Source organism: Ruminococcus sp. RTP21198st1_G1_RTP21198_201120 (assembly GCF_040924265.1).
GTDB lineage: Bacteria > Bacillota > Clostridia > Oscillospirales > Ruminococcaceae > Hominimerdicola > Hominimerdicola aceti.
This window is the reverse complement of the sequence record NZ_JBCOMH010000003.1, coordinates 137546-154412: the sequence shown is the minus strand read 5'-3', so window position 1 is coordinate 154412 and position 16867 is coordinate 137546. Positions and strand designations below refer to the sequence as shown.

Here is a 16867-nt window from a genome sequence, read left to right as displayed (position 1 = left end):
AGTCGGCAAATCATTCGGCATGATCATCAAAAAAACTCATTCCTGCGAACTTTCCTCAAACTCGCCCACAGTTCTAAACTTATTATACCGCCCCTCAAGCAATTCGTCAAGACCTTTTTGCAATTTTCTTTTCAAAGCTCCCTCGATATAGTCAGAGATATTCTCCGCAGTGAGCTGTGGGTCGTTATGTGCGCCGCCGTCGGCTTCGGAAATTATATGGTCGCACACGCCAAGTCTTGTAAGATCCTCGGCGGTTATCTTCATTATATCGCAGGCTTCACGCTCTCTTGTGGAATCCTTCCACAGTATACTTGCGAAACCTCTCGGTGATATTACCGAATAGATAGCGTTCTCAAGCATGGCAAGCTCATCGCACACTGCAAGAGCCAGCGCTCCTCCCGATCCGCCTTCTCCGAGTATTATGGAGATAACGGGAGTCTTGAGGGTCATGAACTCCATGATGTTTTTGGCTATCGCTTCGCCCTGACCACGCTTCTCAGCCTCTACGCCGCAGAATGCGCCTGCTGTATCTACAAGGCATATAACAGGTCTATGGAACTTCTCAGCCTGCCTTGCAAGCCTGAGAGCCTTTCTATAGCCCTCCGGGTGGGGCATACCGAAATTGCACTTCTGATTTTCTGCAAGATCTCTGCCCTTTACCTCTGCGATAACTGTAACAGGTATGCCCTTAAAATATGCTATACCACCCATAACAGCACCGTCATCACCAAAAAGTCTGTCGCCGTGCATCTCAAAGAAATCGTCGAATATAAGAGGGATATAGTCCTTGGCAGTCGGTCTGCCCTTGTGTCTGATTATATCAAGTCTTTGACAAGCTGTCAGCTCACTCATTTGAGGACACCTCCTTTGCTGGCTTATGAAGTCTGAGTATATGAGCGAGAACCCTTCTCATTTTCTTTCGCTCAACTATCATATCAACAAAGCCGTTTTCAAGCATGAACTCGGCAGACTGGAAATCGTCAGGAAGCTTCTGCTTGATAGTACCCTCTATAACACGTCTGCCTGCAAATCCGATAAGCACCTTTGGCTCTGCGATTATGATATCGCCCAGTGACGCAAAGGAAGCTGTTACTCCGCCCGTGGTAGGGTCGGTCATAACTGCGATATAAAGCAGACCTGCTTGGTTATGTCTAGCCACAGCACCGCTTGTTTTCGCCATTTGCATAAGGGAAACTATACCCTCCTGCATTCTTGCTCCGCCTGAGGCTGTGAATGCGATAACAGGGAGCTTATTTGCGGTGGCATATTCGATAGCTCGTGTTATCTTTTCGCCCACAACGCTGCCCATGGAAGCCATCATATAGTTAGAATCCATAACGATTATAACTATCTTCTCGCCTCTTATGGCAGCCTTTCCTGTGAGGACAGCGTCTTTAAGTCCTGTCTTTTCCCTCAAAGCCTGCTGTTTTGCTTCATAGTCAGGGAAATCTATAGGATTTTTTGATACCATATCCTTATCAAATTCCTCAAAGCTGCCCTTATCTATGGTTATATCAAGACGTTCTTTTGCGGTAAGTCTTGAATGATAGTTACAGTGAGGACAAACCTTGCCGTTTGCCTGAAACTCCTCCATAAAAGTGACGTTTCTGCATCTTGGACACTTGAAAAGCAGACCCTTTGGGATATCGGTCTTTTTCTTGTCATCGTCCGCCTTATCGCCGTTAAATCTTACTTTAACGACAGAAAACAGATCTTCAAGCATTATTCCTTACTCCTCTCATCTGCCAAAATGTCGGTACGGTTAAGAAAACCGTTATCGTAATTGCCCTCTAAAAACTCAGGGCGTCTTATAAGCTTGAGCTGGAAATCAACATTGGTTGCAACGCCGTCTACGATAAACTCAGACAGCGCCCATGTCATTTTCGCAATAGCTTCTTCTCTGTTCTTACCGTGAACGATGAGCTTGCCTATCATTGAATCGTAATAAGGCGGTATCTCATAGCCCTGATAAACTGCGGTATCTACTCTTATTCCTGGTCCTCCTGGGATAAAGAGCGACTTTATCCTGCCAGGTGACGGTCTGAAATCAAGAAGCGGATTTTCCGCATTTATACGGCACTCTATTGCATGACCTGTCAGCTTTATATCCTCCTGCTTTATAGACAATCTCTGTCCTGATGCGATAAGAAGCTGTTGCTTTACAAGGTCAACGCCTGTAACAGCTTCTGTGATAGGGTGTTCCACCTGTATACGGGTGTTCATTTCCATGAAATAGAACTCGCCGTTTTTATCCACAAGGAACTCAATAGTGCCTGCATTCCTATAGCCGCAGACCTTAGCGGCTGTACAAGCGGCTTTGCCCATTTTCGCACGAAGCTCCTCATTCATAAAGCTTGCAGGGGAAGGGGCTTCCTCGAGGACCTTCTGATTTCTTCTCTGCATGGAGCAGTCACGCTCGCCCAGATAGATAACATCGCCGTAATTATCCGCAAGTATCTGTATCTCGATATGCTTAGGGTCTTCTATGAATTTCTCGATATAGATCTCGTCATTGCCGAAGCAGGCAAGAGCTTCCTGCTTTGCGGCGGTCATCTGTGATTCAAGCTCATCGTCGGAGTGAACGATCCTTATGCCACGTCCTCCGCCGCCTGCTGAAGCCTTTACCATAACAGGGTAGCCAAGATCTCTTGCAAGGGTATGCGCCGCATGGATATTTGAGATAGCACCGTCTGAACCCATTATAACAGGCACACCTGCTTCTTTCATTGTTTCCTTTGCCTGCGCTTTATCGCCAAGCATTTCAATAGACTCGGCTCTCGGTCCTATGAAAGTTATGCCGCACTTTTCGCACATTCTCGCAAAGGACGGATTTTCAGACAGAAAGCCAAAGCCCGGGTGGATAGCGTCTGCACCTGTTATCTCGCAGGCGGAGATTATCGCCCTGACATTAAGATAACTGTCCTTGCTTGGTGCAGGACCTATGCAGACTGCTTCGTCTGCTATCTGAGCATGGAGAGCGTTTCTGTCGGCGGTGGAATATACCGCAACAGTATGTATGCCAAGCTCTCGGCAGGCTCTTATAATGCGGACAGCGATCTCGCCTCTGTTCGCTATCAATACTTTTTTGAACATATTATGCCTCACTAATTATGACTAGAATAAGAGATACCTTACTTTATCGCAAAAGTTATCTCAGCGGAAACAGCCTTCTTGCCGTTTACAGAAGCAAGTGCCTTTCCAACGCCGATAGGACCCTTGACTTTGATTATCTCCACCTCGATATCCAGCTTATCACCAGGCACTACCTGCTGACGGAACTTACAGTTGTTTATGCCGCCGAACAGACCTATCTTGCCCTTGTTCTCAGGAAGTGAAAGCAGTGCAACTGCACCTGCCTGCGCACACATCTCTACCATAAGTACGCCTGGGGTAACAGGATAGTTCGGGAAATGTCCCTTGAACCAAAAGTCCTCAGCCTTTATATACTTTGTAGCCTTTACACGCTTGCCCACTTCAAGCTCGTTTACCTCGTCGATAAGCAGAAAAGGGTCACGGTGAGGGATTATTTCCATGATCTGCTCTTTATTCAAAACAACTGCCATTGTCTTTCCTCCAAATCAGTTTAGTCAAGTATCATTATGGTCTGATCGAACTCAACAGCGTCGCCGCTGTTTACGCATATCTCTCTTACCACGCCGTCAAATTCGCTCTGTACTTCGCTCATTACCTTCATGGACTCGATAATGAAGATAGTGTCGCCCTTCTTTATCTTGTCGCCAACGCTTACGAACGGCTTTGAATCAGGTGACGGAGCGGCATAGAATGTTCCCACGATAGGGGCTTTAACTGCCTTGCCGCCTGTTACCGGCGCTGATGTTGCCGACGCTTCTGGTGCTGTCTGGGTAGCAGGTAAAGCTGTGCCTACAGCCATTGGCATAGGCATTCCCATTGGTGCAGGAGGAGGGCATTTCTTGCCCTTTACTGTTATCACCTTGTCGCCGTCAGCTATTGTTATCTCACCGAGGTCTTTATTCTTCACGATATCGGCAAGCTTCTCTATTGTTTCAAGGTCAAACTGACCATAAATTTTTTCGCTCATATCAGTTTCTCCTTATTAGTCGCACTTCTTGATACAGATAGTAGCGTTATGTCCGCCAAAGCCCAGAGAGTTTGAAAGTGCTGCATAGACAGGCATTTCTCTGTTGCCCTCAACACAGTAGTCAAGGTCGCACTCAGGGTCAGGAGTGGTGTAGTTTATTGTTTTATGAACAAAGTCGTTCTGTACAGAAAGTGCAGTAACGATAGCTTCCATGCCGCCTGCCGCACCAAGAAGGTGACCTGTCATAGACTTTGTGGAGTTTATGACCGTCTTTCTTGCGGCTTCTTCGCCAAGAGCAAGCTTGATAGCTGTTGTTTCATACTTATCGTTAAGACCTGTTGATGTGCCGTGAGCGTTGATGTAGTTCACCTGCTCAGGCTTCAGACCTGCTTCTTCATAGGCATACTTCATTGCATGAGCGGCAGCCTCACCTGTTGGTGATGGGCTTGTCATGTGATAAGCGTCGCCTGTTGCGCCATAGCCTGCTATTTCAGCTATGATATTTGCACCTCTTGCTTTAGCGTGCTCATACTCTTCAAGGCAAAGTATGCCTGCACCCTCGCCAAGGACAAAGCCCTGTCTGTTCAGGTCGAATGGAGTTGAAGCCTTGTCAAGCTCTGTTGCCTTTGAGAGAGCCTTCATATTGTTGAAGCCGCTGAGTGCGAAATGAGAGATACAAGCCTCTGAGCCGCCGCAAAGGCAAACGTCAAGGTAGCCGTCCTTTATCTTTCTGAAAGCCTCGCCGATAGCGTGAGTACCTGAAGCGCAAGCTGTAGTGGTACAGAAATTATCGCCCTTAAAGCCTGTCTGCATTGCAACAGTGCCGGCAGCCATATTGCCTATCATCATAGGGATAAAGAATACGGACACCTTGTCAGGCTTTTCGTTGAACTTTGTGACTTCCTTTTCGGTCATGTTAAGACCGCCGATACCAACGCCGATTATAACGCCTGCTTTGAAAGGATCAACGTCCTTGAAATCAGTGCCGGCCATGGCAAGAGCCTGCTTTGCAGAGCACACAGCGAACTGTGTGAATCTATCCATTCTCTTTGCCTCTTTTTTGTCTATATACTCTGTGCAGTCAAAATCCTTGACAGCTCCGACTATCTTTACAGGGAAATTCTCAGTATCGAACTGGTCAACATATGAAAGACCGTTCTTGTTAGCCTTGATGTTCTCCCAGAACTCTTCTACGTTTTTTCCAAGAGGGTTTACTGTACCCATACCTGTGATAACAACTCTTCTCATTTAAACACTCCTTTATTTCTGAAACAATGATATATCTTATCTTTCCACGGCACATATCGAGCACATGGCTTGTGGGATAACGGGCAAACGCTGTTCGTCCCTACATTATTGCTTGATATAAAGCCAAACAATATTTTTATTCGGTCTGCATATTTTCGCTGAGCGGACACAAATTACATCATACCGAAACGCACGGCGTAAAATGCCCGTCACGGCGAGTGACCGAGTGACTACATCATAAGTCCGCCGCTTATTTCTATTACCTGTCCTGTAACGTAGCTTGCGTCCTTTGAGGCAAGGAATGATACAACGCCTGCTATCTCATCTACCTCGCCGTAACGTTTCATAGCTATCTGATTTATCATAGCCTGTTTCTGAGCGTCTGTAAGCTTGTCCGTCATAGGGGTCTTGATAAATCCAGGGGCAACTGCATTGCAGGTGATACCTCTTGAGCCAAGCTCCTTTGCAACTGTCTTTGTCATGCCGACGATAGCCGCCTTTGTTGCGGAATAGTTTATCTGTCCAGGATTGCCGTAAAGTCCTGCAACGGAAGCAAGATTTATTATTTTGCCTGACTTCTGTCGCATCATAACGCTGCCAACGAACTTTGACATATTGAACACGCTCTTCTGGTTTACAGCAACTACCATATCGTACTGTTCCTCGCTCATACGAGCCATAAGACCGTCACGAGTGATTCCTGCGTTGTTTACGAGAACGTCGATAGTGCCGAAACGAGCCTTTACTGCCTTGACTGTTTCCTCTACCTGTGCATAGCTTGAAACGTCGCAGATGAACTTTTCACACTCTACACCCTCTGCCTTTATCTTATCCATTATATCGTTATCTTGAAACATTGCCTCAGAGATGTCGTTGAGAGCAATATTATAGCCGTCCTTTGCAAGTCTGAGTGCTATTGCTGCACCTATTCCTCTTGCGGAACCTGTTATCAATGCTGTTGCCATTTTATCTTCCTCCGTCTTTTACTTGCCGAGAAGCTTTTCTGCTTCTGTGAACATTTCCTCTATCATATCCTTTGCAGGTTCGACCTTCTTTACCATGCCTGCGATAGCTCCGCAGAGGAAAGAACCTTCTTCAAGGTTGCCGTCCTGAACGGCTTTTCTCAGTGAACCGAGGGTTATCTCTTCAAACTCCTCAGGTGTGATCGTGCCGTTTGCTTCGCCGCTTGCAAGCTTCTTTGAGAACTTTGTCTTAACGTTTCTGCATGGGTGACCTGTATATCTGCCTGTTACGATGCTGTCTGTATCCTTAGCCTTTACAACAAGCTCCTTATAAACAGGGTTTATCTGACACTCCTCTGCGGCAAGGAAACGTGTGCCGAGCTGTACGCCCTCTGCGCCAAGCATGAATGAAGCGGCTATTCCTCTGCCGTCTGCTATTCCGCCTGCGGCGATAACAGGTATCTCAACTGCGTCAACTACCTGTGGTACAAGACACATCGTTGTGTTCTCACCGATATGTCCGCCTGACTCTGTTCCCTCTGCAATAACAGCGTCAGCGCCTGCTCTTTCCATTCTCTTTGCAAGAGCAACTGACGGAACGACAGGTATCACCTTTATGCCTGCTTCTTTCCATGCAGCCATATACTTGCCTGGGTTGCCTGCACCTGTTGTTACGACAGGTACGCCCTCATCTATAACGAGCTGAGCGAGGTCGTCGGCATTAGGGCTCATGAGCATGATATTAACACCGAAAGGCTTGCCGTTTACAGCCGCCTTTGTCTGTCTTATCTGATCTCTCAGGTAGTCGATAGGTGCAGAGCCGCCTGCGATTATGCCAAGTCCGCCTGCGTTTGAAACTGCGGAAGCGAGAGTATGCTCAGCTATCCAAGCCATACCGCCCTGAAAGATAGGGTATTTTATACCCAAAAGTTCAGTTATTCTTGTCTTTGTAGTAGTCATAGTAGTTCTCCTTATTGTCAAAAGCAAATTTTATGCCATAATACATAATAACAATTTATTATGTACCGAATATAAACTGTATATTTATTATCAATACTCGAAAACAGCCGCACCATAAGTAAGTCCACCGCCGAAGCCTACAAGACAAACCTTGTCGCCTCTTTTTATCCTGCCTTCTGCAACTGCGTCGCAAAATGCGATAGGGATAGATGCGGAAGATGTGTTTCCATAGCGGTCGATATATACCGGGAACTTGTCCATTGAAACGCCAAGGTGCTTTGCGGCAGTTTCGATTATTCTTATATTTGCCTGATGCGGCACTATCCAATCAAGGTCATCAGGGGAAATTTCGATCTTTGCACAAGCCTGCTCAACTGCATTTGGAAGTGCCTTTGTGGCAAACTTATAGACCTCTTTGCCGTCTTGCTTGAAGAAATAATCCTTTGTTTCAGGCATATCCATATCAAATTCCTCGGTATTGGTTCTGAAAGCGTTCTCAGACTTCAAAGCACGGGAAGCAAGATACTTTGCACCGTTTCCGTCTGCGCCAAGGAAACTTGAGTATGTAGTATCCTCTGCTGTTTCAAGGACGAAAGCGGCTGCGCCGTCACCGAAAAGCACGCAGGAAGAACGGTCGGTATAGTCAACGAATTTTGAAAGCTCCTCAGAAGCCACCAAGAGAACGGTCTTTATTCCATCTCCTGTCTGGAGATATCTCTTTGCGGTATCAAAGCCGTAAACAAAGCCTGCACAAGCAGCGTTAAGGTCAAATGCGATACAGCCTATCGCGCCTATCTCTCTCTGGATAAGGCAGGAAAGTGACGGAGTGAAATAATCCCCTGTTACTGTTGTGGCAATAATAAGGTCGATATCCTCTGCCTTTACTCCTGCGTCAGCCATTGCAGCCTTTGCCGCCATTGCTCCAAGATAGTATGTAGGCTCGCCATTTGTGATGTGTCTTTGCTTGATGCCTGTTCTCTGAGTTATCCACTCGTCGCTTGTTTCAACGATCTTTGTGAAATCCTCGTTTGTTGCGACCATTTCAGGCACATATTTGCCTATGCCCTTGATCTTTACGCCTGTTACTTTACTTCCCACTGATTTTTCCTCCTGAAAATTCTATATTATATATTGTATATTTCCGTAATTTGTGCTATAATGTTCTTGTTCCTATGGAGCAAGTCAAAATATATTATATCAAAATATAATTAGTTAATTTTTTAACTATATAACACATATCATAACATTATAATTATAAACTGTTTTTTTAGATACGTCAATAACAAATTATGAACAACTCTTGATGAATTTAAACATTTAGAGAATTTTTCACAAGTTTTAGGGCGTTAGTTAATATTATGTGTCCATTTTTGAAAATATCTTGCAAAAATTAAATCATAAAACAATAATTGAGCGGAGATAGCTTTCAGAAATTTACAGATATGAGATAAGGCGGCTTTGATATTATCAGGCGGCTATGTATAAATTTAACCACAAAGGAGTAAAATTTTATGTCAAAAAACATTTTCTTATTTTCTGGGCAAGGCTCACAGTATGTAGGAATGGCTAAGGAGCTTTGCGAAAAGTATGATGCTGCAAATGCGGTTTTCGACACAGCGGAAAAGGTGCTGGGATATGACCTGAGAGCGGTAACATTTGACGGCCCTGACACTGAGCTTAACAAAACAGTGAACTCACAGCCTGCTATAATGGCTTGCTCGCTTGCCGCTTTTGAAGCCGCAAAGGCTGAGGGCATCACATTTGACGGCGTAGCAGGTCACTCACTGGGCGAATATGCTGCTATGGTAGCCGCAGGTGTTGTAACTATGGAGGACGGCTTCAAGCTCATCAAGGCGAGAGCGGCTGCAATGCAGAAAGCCGCAGAGGCTAACAGTGGCTCAATGTATGCTATAATCGGTCTGCCTGCTGAAGAGGTCGAGAAGATATGCGAGGAAACAGAGGGCTATGTTGTTCCTGTAAACTACAACTCAGCCGTTCAGACTGTTATCGCTGGTGATACTGCGGCTTGCGAGGCGGCTGCGGCAAAGTTTGCGGAGATGAAGAAAAAGGCTATAAAGCTCAATGTTGCGTCCGCTTTCCACTCAAAGCTCATGCAGAGTGCGGCTGATGAATTTATCGAAACTGCAAAGACAGTTGAATTCAAGACTGCAAATGTAGATTTTTACTCAAACGTTCTTGGAACAAAGCTTGAGGACTTTTCTGCTATGCCTGATATGCTTGCCAAGCACATCGTTTCACCCGTTAAGTTCACTTCTGAGCTTGCAGAAATGGAAAAGGCAGGCTATGAAAACTTTATCGAGCTTGGTCCTAACAAGGTGCTTACGGGTCTTGTAAAGAAAACTCTCAAGGGCAAGAACGCTGTGAACATTGAGAACAATGCCACAATGGAAAAGGCTCTTGCTTCTCTGAGCTAAAATATCGAGGGGAGAAAAATGAAAAAGGCTATGAAAAGGGCTTTGCTGTTGGCATTGGCGGTGGCAATGCTTGTTTGTCTGAGTGCCTGTGGAAAATGTGCGTGGGAGATAAAGATAAACGGCAAGGATATACAGATACCATGCACTCTGGACGATATTGGCGAGGAATATGAATACACGCTGGATTATCCTTTTTCGGGAAACTCAAACGGCAAGGGGATATTCTCGGTGGCGCTTATGCAGGACGGCAGTATAATAGGCACTGTTAAGGTAGAAGCGGACAGTGTTGACAATATTGACAGGAAGTCGAAGATACGTCAGATAAGTGCGGCGCAAAGCAGTTCCGATAAAAAGGGAATGAGCATTGCAGGGGTAAAATGCGGTGATGACAAGACGGAAGTCAAAAAAGTTTTCGGCGAGCCTGACAGTCCTGACGCAGACGCATGGAAATACAAGAAAAGGAGCTTTTTGGCGACTTTCTTTTTTGATGATGACGGCAAGGTGACAATGCTGAGCATATCAGACATTGATGATGAAGATACCTGATAAAAGGCGGTGTATAAAATGAAACGCAATGACTACATATCATGGGACGAATATTTTATGGGCATTTCACTGCTATCTGCACAGAGGAGCAAGGATTCTCACACGCAGGTAGGGGCTTGCATAGTTTCTCAGGACAACAAGATATTGTCAGTAGGCTACAACGGTATGCCTACCGGGTGTTCTGATGATGAGATGCCGTGGGACAGGAACGGAGAGTTTCTTGACACGAAATATCCATTTGTGTGTCATGCCGAACTTAACGCCATTCTCAACCATGCGGCAGGAAGCTTACAGAATGCCAAGATATATGTTTCACTTTTTCCATGCAACGAATGTGCAAAGGCTATCATTCAAAGCGGCATAAAGGAAGTCGTTTACTGGGAAGACAAATACGCTGACACTGACGGAGTTAAGGCTTCTAAGAAAATGTTTGAGCTGACGGGGGTAAAGATACGCAGGTATATACCTACTAACCGTGAGATAACTATAAGGCTGTAAAAGGCAATTATCCTGCCGAAACAGTTTCAGGCGACAATGCGGGCGAACACTGTTCGCCCCTACTGTACATTGTGCGGTTATTAAGATTTGTGCAATAAATTGCAAGTTGCCCCTACAGATATACATTATTAATATGCGGAAATTTTTTATAAAGAAGGAATGTAAAATGTCAAGAAAATACGCTATACTTGGAGAAACGCTTAAACACACTATGTCGCCGCCTATTCACGCCAGGCTTTTTGAACTAAAAAACCGTGAATACGAGTACGAGATACTGGAGGTAAAGCCTGAGGAGCTTAAGGACAAGGCGGAGTATCTTAATTCTCTTAACGGCTACAACATCACTATTCCCCACAAGATAGGCATTATCGACTACACTGATGAGCTTGACCAATCGGCAAAGCGTTATCACTCTGTAAACTGCGTTGACAACAAAAACGGCAGGCACGTTGGTTACAACACTGACTGCGACGGCTTTCTCAGGACTGTTCGTGCAATGAATATCGACTTCACGGGAAAGATACTGCTTATAGGCTGCGGCGGAGTAGGCAGAATGATGGCAATTGAGGCGGCTCTTGCCGGGGCTGACCTTTACATTGCTGTACTGGAGAGCGATATGCCTTTGGCTAAGCAGGTAGAGAAAGAAATAAAGGCTATGAAGTCTGACGCTAGGATAACTATTGTTCTAAACACTGAGATACCGACCGACGTTCACTACGAGCTGCTTATGAACGCTTGCCCTGTGGGAATGTATCCTAAGACAAACGCCTGCCCTGTTCCTGATGAAGTTATAAAGGCGAGCGGTGCGGTATTTGACGTTATATACAACCCTCGTGAGACTTTGCTCATGCAGAAAGCCAAGGCTATGGGCAAGAACGCTGTCGGAGGCATGGCAATGCTAGTTTGGCAGGCGGTTTCCGCTCACGAGATATGGGACGGCGACGAATACACAGACGAGGAAGTTCAATCTATCATAGACGAAATGGAGATCGCTGTGGAGAAGGATTTTAAGTAAAATACATTATAATAAGGATAGTAAATATGAGACCAATATTTTTGTGCGGCTTTATGGGCTGCGGAAAATCTACTGTGGGAAAGATCTTGGCGAAAAAAATGGGCTGTCAGTGCGTTGACCTTGACAAGTATATCGAAAATACGGCAGGAATGAGCATACCTGAAATATTCGACAAATACGGTGAGGAGCATTTCAGGAAGCTTGAAACCGAGGCTCTTGCAGCATTTGCTGACATTGGCGGCGTTGTTGCAACAGGCGGCGGAGCATTGCTTTCGGAGGAGAACGGCAAGGTGGCTAAAAGATCGGGCATGGTGGTCTTTATCGACACATATTTCAACACCTGCTACGGACGCATAAAAAACGACCCTAACAGACCTATCGCTTACAACTCCACCAGAGAACAGCTTTTAGAGCGGTTTGACTATCGAAGACCTTTATATCTTGCCCACTCACACTATGTCATAAGCGGTGGTTATCCGCCTATCGTCATCGCTTCTAAGATACAAAAGCTTTACAAGAGATTTGATTTCGGGCAGGGCTGATTTATCTCTTCCCTGCAGGGGCGACCTTCATGCCCCCTGTTTTCGGGCTTATCGCAAACCATGCGAGCCTTAAGCTTATGCCCGTTTATCTTGCATTTTTCTTCATACTTCTGCTTGTGATGATGCCAAAAACGGAAAAGCTTTGTCATAATAAATAGTACGGCTTGTGCAAACAGTACCAAATTATTTGTATCTTGGATAATCAAAAATAGCTATTTATAACGAATAATCCAAAAAGTCTGCAAGCACTGATAAAAAATGTTGAAAATCCTACCGACATGTTGTATACTTATGATATGAAGACGTTATATTAAACTGCCATATGACAGAAGGGAGCTGCAAATGGACATACAGAAAACCGTGCTTGTCGTTGACGACAGCACAACGAACCGATCTATACTTTGCGACATACTACATTCTGACTATTCTGTGATCCAAGCAGAAAATGGCATACAGGCTCTTACAAAGCTAAAAAAACAGGATAAAAAAGTTGACGCTATAATACTGGACATCATAATGCCCGAAATGGACGGATATGAGTTCATGGATAAAATAAAGCAGGATAAAACCTTATCTCAGATACCTGTTATTATACTAACAGAAAAATCAGACAGAGACACTGAAAAAAAGGTGCTTGAAAGCGGTGCGTGGGACTTTGTTCCAAAGCCTTATGACGCTGATATTATAAAGCTAAGGCTCAAAAACGTTATCGCAAGAAGTCAGGTATCGCTGCTCAAAGAGCTTAATAACGTTATGAACTACGACCCTCTTACGGAGATATATTCAAAGAATAAATTTTTCAGTGCGTCAAAGGCACTTCTTAAGGCTAATCCTGACAAGCAGTTCGCTTTTCTAAGACTAGATATCGACCGTTTCAAGCTTATAAATTCATTTTTCGGCACTGCGTATGGAGACAGACTGCTAAAGCATGTTGCAAAACGTATAAGAGATTTTGCAAAAACAACGGAATGCTGTACCTTCGGTAGGATAGACGCTGACGTTTTCGGTATCTTCACCCCTTATCAGGGCAAGGAAGAAACAGTAAAGCAGATAGAGCAGGCTGTTGAAAACATGAAAAAACTGTCCGCAAGCTATAACATCATGATCGTTTACGGCGTTTATGTGGTGACTGACAGAAGCCTGCCAATATCCTTCATGTGCGACCGTGCCGCTCTTGCCGCTAAAACTGTAAAAGGGCATTATATGAAAAGCTATGCTTTTTATGATGACAAAATGCGGCTTTCTATTGAAAATGAGCAGAATATAATAAATGAAATGAGCGACGCTCTTGAAAATAATGAGTTCGTACCTTACTATCAGCCTAAATACGACGTAAAGACAAACAAGCCTGTGGGTGCGGAGGCTCTTGCAAGGTGGATACACCCTACCAAGGGATTTATCTCACCTGGTGTGTTTATCCCGATATTTGAGAAGAACGGCTTTATCTCAAAGCTTGATTTCTACATATGGGAATGCGTATGCAAACAGCTCAAGGAATGGAAAGACAGCGGAGTTCCGCTCTTCCCTGTTTCTGTAAACGTTTCAAGGGTAAACCTTTACAACCCTAATCTTTCAAAAATAATAATCGAACTTACGAAAAAGTATGACGTTGAGCCTAAGTATTTCAACATCGAGATAACGGAAAGCGTTTATACTGACGACAATGTAATGATAGATGATATCACTAGCCAGCTCAGAAATAATGGCTTTACTATCCTCATGGACGATTTTGGCAGTGGCTATTCTTCCCTGAACGTACTCAAAGATGTTCAGGTGGATATGCTAAAAATGGACATGATGTTCATGTTCAAGGCAAAGTATGACGGCCGTGCAGAAACTATAATTTCTTCTGTTATCAGAATGGCCAAATGGCTCAATATCCCTGTTATAGCAGAAGGCGTTGACAAAGCGGAGCAGGTAGAATTTCTGAAAAGCGTAGGCTGTGACTACATTCAGGGCTTCTATTTTTCAAAGCCTTTGCCTGTGGCAGAGTATGAAAAGCTTATCTCAGATCAGGAGGAACAGCCTGTGCCTGAGAACGGGACATCAGTAAACGACCTGCTGTGGGGCAAGAGCGGAGGATTGCTGGCATATATCGACAGCATCGACCAGCCTGCTACGATATATGAATGTTTTCCGGACGGCACAGTGGTAATGGTATGTTCAAACAAGGCGTTTTTACAAAAATACGGCTATGACAGCAGTGTGTACGGCAAACTCAATGTTATGAACTGCATTGACAGCGAATGCAAAGAGAAATTCAAAAGCTCTGTAAACAAGGCAATAGAGAGCAAGGACAGAGCAGAATGTGTTCTCAGTATGCACGAGATAAACGGCAGGAAGCACTGGTTCAAGACGCATTTACGATTTGTCAGCGAAATGGGTGTAAGCTCTGTACTTATAGCGTATTTCACGGACGTGACCGACATGGTGTTGACGGATAAACGCATAAACGACTATAAGAACTATATCCAAGATGAAATAGACCGAAAGCACAAGATCCTTATCGTCAGCAACAACAGCGACGCACGCTGTCAGCTAGAAGAGATACTTTCTCAGGAAAATACTGTTTTCACTGCAGAAACCATTCAGGCAGGAAAAAAGCTTCTTCTTAACGAGGATATCGACCTTATTTATTTTGACATACAGCTTATTTCCAAGGACGATGAATTTCCTCTTGACATTGATGAAAGAAGACTTCCTGTTATTGCTATAACCCAGGCTCACGGCGTACTTAAAGGCATGACAAAATTGAAGAACAGAGTTTCCGACTTTGTTATGAAGCCGTATATAGATGAGCTGGTACGCCTGAGAACGACCAATCTTATAAAGATCAATATTTCAGGCAGTGCAAACGAAAAATATTTCAGCCGAACTAAATGATTTGAAAAGTCCTCTGAGATAAACGGAGGACTTTTTTCTCTTGTTAAGCAGTCAGCTTTATTGACAAAATATACACTATCTGATATTATATAGGTATGAATGCTGAAAGCGAGGGAGAAAAAATGTATCTTGACAAGTGGCGTGTGGCAATAAGAAATTTGAAAAATTCGCTTTTTTCATATCCAAACACGGCTCAAAGCTGTTTCCCTGACCCTATCACGGACGACACAGTGTTTTACTGCGTTCAAGGTCTTGTATATGGCAGTCAAAAGTTCCCTGACGGAAAATTCATACGCAGTTCTCCTGTGACCTCGGTATACTCTGAGGACGGAAAGCTTTTTGCCAAAACAATAAACAACGTTTATGAGCTTAAAACGCCAAGCGATTATTTTGACTGCGATATTGCTGAAAATGCCGCACAAAAAACAGGAAGCAGTGAGCTTGCTGAAACAGCTAAAATGCAGAGAGAAAAGCTCAGGGCACAGCTTGATAAATTTTTCACGATCTGCCAGAGGCTTTGTGATAATGAACAGGCTGACGTTGCAAATGAGTTACCTGAAGATACTCTTGTTATATGCTATTACGGCACTGACCCACATGGAAACAAGATGTTCTACAAAAATGAAGATATGGTAGTGCCTGTTTTTGCATATGTGACCGTTGGGCTGGTCATTGATTCTGTGGGGCTTGCGGAAAGCGAGGAAAAGCTGGATTTATGGGATACGCTGGGGAGATATTATATCGACAGCGAGCTTATGGAGTTTTATGACTGTGACACGAAAAACCTTATTTTCTGCAATTTGACGAACTCTCCTATATATGTCACAATTTACGAAAGCTCCGCTGCGATGCTCTGTATGCCGAACACGGCTAAGATAGCTTCAAGAAAAGTAAAAGAAAAATAAAACTTTTATCCGTCTGAGATCTCAGGCGGATTTTTTTATTGCACAATATAGAAAAGAACGTTGAAAATTAATAGAATGTTAAACTTTTAACGTGTCATAGCAATTGAATAATCGTCGAAAGTGTAGTATAATTTTCTTATATAGTTGTTTTTTGATGTAAAATAATATATTTAACTATTTTTTGTATCGTGAGGAAAAGATCATGGAAATTTTAAAACAGCGTATTCTTAAGGACGGAGTAGTAAAGGAAGGAAACGTTCTCAAAGTCGATAAATTCCTTAACCACCAAATGGACGTCAAGCTTTTCAACGATATCGGTGAGGAGTTTGCAAAGAGATTTGCAGGAACAGGCGTAAACAAGATACTCACTATCGAGTCATCCGGTATCGGCATTGCCTGCATTGCGGCACAGCATTTTAACAACTGCCCTGTTATTTTTGCAAAGAAAACTCTCAGCAAAAATCTTGACGGCGAAATGTTCGTTACTCAAGTAAAGTCCTACACAAAGGGCGTTACATATGACGTAATGGTATCTGAAAAATATCTCGGCAAGGGTGACAAGGTGCTTATTATAGACGATTTTCTTGCTAACGGCTGTGCGCTTATGGGACTTATAGATATTGTAAAGCAGTCAGGGGCTGAGCTTGCGGGAGCAGGTATCGTTATCGAAAAGGGCTTCCAGGTTGGCGGAAAGACTATCCGTGACATGGGTGTAAAGCTCGAATCTCTTGCTATCGTTGACTCTATGGACAACGGCACTATCACTTTCAGGGACTAACGCACAAGGCGTTACCAATAAATATTTTATGGAGG

The 16867-nt window shown here is 44.2% G+C and carries 18 protein-coding genes; 9 read left to right on the top strand and 9 right to left on the bottom strand.

What is annotated here, in order from left to right; genetic code table 11:
- Positions 1-36 precede the first annotated feature (36 nt).
- From AB5627_RS03210 to AB5627_RS03170, 9 genes are all read right to left on the bottom strand, one after another.
- Positions 37-852 (bottom strand): acetyl-CoA carboxylase carboxyltransferase subunit alpha, encoded by an 816-nt coding sequence (locus AB5627_RS03210; protein ID WP_022288122.1) that lies wholly within the window; start codon positions 850-852, stop codon positions 37-39.
- Positions 845-1723, bottom strand: a complete 879-nt coding sequence (gene accD / locus AB5627_RS03205) for an acetyl-CoA carboxylase, carboxyltransferase subunit beta (RefSeq protein WP_118124127.1) — start codon at positions 1721-1723, stop codon at positions 845-847. Before accD ends, AB5627_RS03210 begins: the two co-directional genes overlap by 8 nt.
- Positions 1723-3093, bottom strand: coding sequence for an acetyl-CoA carboxylase biotin carboxylase subunit (locus tag AB5627_RS03200; protein ID WP_022288124.1), 1371 nt, complete (start codon positions 3091-3093; stop codon positions 1723-1725). The genes accD and AB5627_RS03200 overlap by 1 nt, the downstream gene beginning before the upstream one ends.
- Before the next feature lie 38 nt (positions 3094-3131).
- Complete coding sequence (fabZ, locus tag AB5627_RS03195; protein ID WP_022288125.1) at positions 3132-3563, bottom strand: 3-hydroxyacyl-ACP dehydratase FabZ; 432 nt, start codon at positions 3561-3563, stop codon at positions 3132-3134.
- 20 nt (positions 3564-3583) lie between these two features.
- Positions 3584-4060, bottom strand: coding sequence for an acetyl-CoA carboxylase biotin carboxyl carrier protein (gene accB, locus AB5627_RS03190; RefSeq protein WP_022288126.1), 477 nt, complete (start codon positions 4058-4060; stop codon positions 3584-3586).
- A 15-nt stretch (positions 4061-4075) separates the two neighbouring features.
- Positions 4076-5308 carry a beta-ketoacyl-ACP synthase II gene (fabF, locus tag AB5627_RS03185; RefSeq protein ID WP_022288127.1) on the bottom strand — a complete coding sequence of 411 codons (1233 nt, stop codon included), beginning with the start codon at positions 5306-5308 and terminating at the stop codon, positions 4076-4078.
- Between the two features lie 230 nt (positions 5309-5538).
- A complete protein-coding gene (fabG, locus tag AB5627_RS03180) occupies positions 5539-6273 on the bottom strand; it encodes a 3-oxoacyl-[acyl-carrier-protein] reductase (RefSeq protein WP_022288128.1) in 735 nt (244 codons plus the stop codon).
- Between the two features lie 18 nt (positions 6274-6291).
- Positions 6292-7230 (bottom strand): enoyl-[acyl-carrier-protein] reductase FabK, encoded by a 939-nt coding sequence (gene fabK, locus AB5627_RS03175; RefSeq protein ID WP_022288129.1) that lies wholly within the window; start codon positions 7228-7230, stop codon positions 6292-6294.
- 90 nt (positions 7231-7320) lie between these two features.
- On the bottom strand, positions 7321-8328 hold the full coding sequence (locus AB5627_RS03170) for a beta-ketoacyl-ACP synthase III (protein ID WP_022288130.1): 1008 nt from the start codon (positions 8326-8328) through the stop codon (positions 7321-7323).
- A gap of 413 nt (positions 8329-8741) precedes the next feature.
- On the opposite strand from AB5627_RS03170, the gene fabD reads away from it, so the two are divergent.
- The 9 genes from fabD to AB5627_RS03125 all read left to right on the top strand — a co-directional run bounded on the left by fabD (position 8742) and on the right by AB5627_RS03125 (position 16832).
- Complete coding sequence (fabD, locus tag AB5627_RS03165) at positions 8742-9665, top strand: ACP S-malonyltransferase (protein ID WP_022288131.1); 924 nt, start codon at positions 8742-8744, stop codon at positions 9663-9665.
- A gap of 18 nt (positions 9666-9683) precedes the next feature.
- Positions 9684-10211, top strand: coding sequence for a hypothetical protein (locus tag AB5627_RS03160; protein WP_022288132.1), 528 nt, complete (start codon positions 9684-9686; stop codon positions 10209-10211).
- An 18-nt stretch (positions 10212-10229) separates the two neighbouring features.
- Positions 10230-10709, top strand: a complete 480-nt coding sequence (locus AB5627_RS03155) for a dCMP deaminase family protein (protein WP_022288133.1) — start codon at positions 10230-10232, stop codon at positions 10707-10709.
- A 166-nt stretch (positions 10710-10875) separates the two neighbouring features.
- A complete protein-coding gene (locus AB5627_RS03150) occupies positions 10876-11724 on the top strand; it encodes a shikimate dehydrogenase (protein ID WP_022288134.1) in 849 nt (282 codons plus the stop codon).
- A 26-nt stretch (positions 11725-11750) separates the two neighbouring features.
- Positions 11751-12266 (top strand): shikimate kinase, encoded by a 516-nt coding sequence (locus AB5627_RS03145; protein ID WP_022288135.1) that lies wholly within the window; start codon positions 11751-11753, stop codon positions 12264-12266.
- A 29-nt stretch (positions 12267-12295) separates the two neighbouring features.
- Entirely contained in the window at positions 12296-12424 is a 129-nt protein-coding gene (locus AB5627_RS03140) for a hypothetical protein (RefSeq protein WP_265290570.1), read from the top strand.
- Positions 12425-12608: 184 nt separating this feature from the next.
- Positions 12609-15149: an EAL domain-containing protein gene (locus AB5627_RS03135; RefSeq protein ID WP_022288136.1), complete on the top strand. Its 2541-nt coding sequence runs from the start codon at positions 12609-12611 to the stop codon at positions 15147-15149.
- Positions 15150-15271: 122 nt separating this feature from the next.
- Positions 15272-16054, top strand: coding sequence for a hypothetical protein (locus tag AB5627_RS03130; RefSeq protein WP_022288137.1), 783 nt, complete (start codon positions 15272-15274; stop codon positions 16052-16054).
- A gap of 202 nt (positions 16055-16256) precedes the next feature.
- Positions 16257-16832, top strand: a complete 576-nt coding sequence (locus tag AB5627_RS03125; protein WP_022288138.1) for a xanthine phosphoribosyltransferase — start codon at positions 16257-16259, stop codon at positions 16830-16832.
- The last annotated feature ends 35 nt before the right edge of the window (positions 16833-16867 follow it).

Coding starts and splice junctions, on each gene's coding strand:
- fabK (WP_022288129.1), bottom strand. CDS start 7,230: ATGACTACTACAAAGACAAGAATAACTGAACTTTTGGGTATAAAATAC.
- fabG (WP_022288128.1), bottom strand. CDS start 6,273: ATGGCAACAGCATTGATAACAGGTTCCGCAAGAGGAATAGGTGCAGCA.
- AB5627_RS03150 (WP_022288134.1), top strand. CDS start 10,876: ATGTCAAGAAAATACGCTATACTTGGAGAAACGCTTAAACACACTATG.
- fabZ (WP_022288125.1), bottom strand. CDS start 3,563: ATGGCAGTTGTTTTGAATAAAGAGCAGATCATGGAAATAATCCCTCAC.
- fabD (WP_022288131.1), top strand. CDS start 8,742: ATGTCAAAAAACATTTTCTTATTTTCTGGGCAAGGCTCACAGTATGTA.
- AB5627_RS03130 (WP_022288137.1), top strand. CDS start 15,272: ATGTATCTTGACAAGTGGCGTGTGGCAATAAGAAATTTGAAAAATTCG.
- AB5627_RS03125 (WP_022288138.1), top strand. CDS start 16,257: ATGGAAATTTTAAAACAGCGTATTCTTAAGGACGGAGTAGTAAAGGAA.
- accB (WP_022288126.1), bottom strand. CDS start 4,060: ATGAGCGAAAAAATTTATGGTCAGTTTGACCTTGAAACAATAGAGAAG.
- accD (WP_118124127.1), bottom strand. CDS start 1,723: ATGCTTGAAGATCTGTTTTCTGTCGTTAAAGTAAGATTTAACGGCGAT.
- AB5627_RS03140 (WP_265290570.1), top strand. CDS start 12,296: ATGCCCCCTGTTTTCGGGCTTATCGCAAACCATGCGAGCCTTAAGCTT.
- AB5627_RS03200 (WP_022288124.1), bottom strand. CDS start 3,093: ATGTTCAAAAAAGTATTGATAGCGAACAGAGGCGAGATCGCTGTCCGC.
- AB5627_RS03155 (WP_022288133.1), top strand. CDS start 10,230: ATGAAACGCAATGACTACATATCATGGGACGAATATTTTATGGGCATT.
- AB5627_RS03210 (WP_022288122.1), bottom strand. CDS start 852: ATGAGTGAGCTGACAGCTTGTCAAAGACTTGATATAATCAGACACAAG.
- AB5627_RS03145 (WP_022288135.1), top strand. CDS start 11,751: ATGAGACCAATATTTTTGTGCGGCTTTATGGGCTGCGGAAAATCTACT.
- fabF (WP_022288127.1), bottom strand. CDS start 5,308: ATGAGAAGAGTTGTTATCACAGGTATGGGTACAGTAAACCCTCTTGGA.
- AB5627_RS03135 (WP_022288136.1), top strand. CDS start 12,609: ATGGACATACAGAAAACCGTGCTTGTCGTTGACGACAGCACAACGAAC.
- AB5627_RS03160 (WP_022288132.1), top strand. CDS start 9,684: ATGAAAAAGGCTATGAAAAGGGCTTTGCTGTTGGCATTGGCGGTGGCA.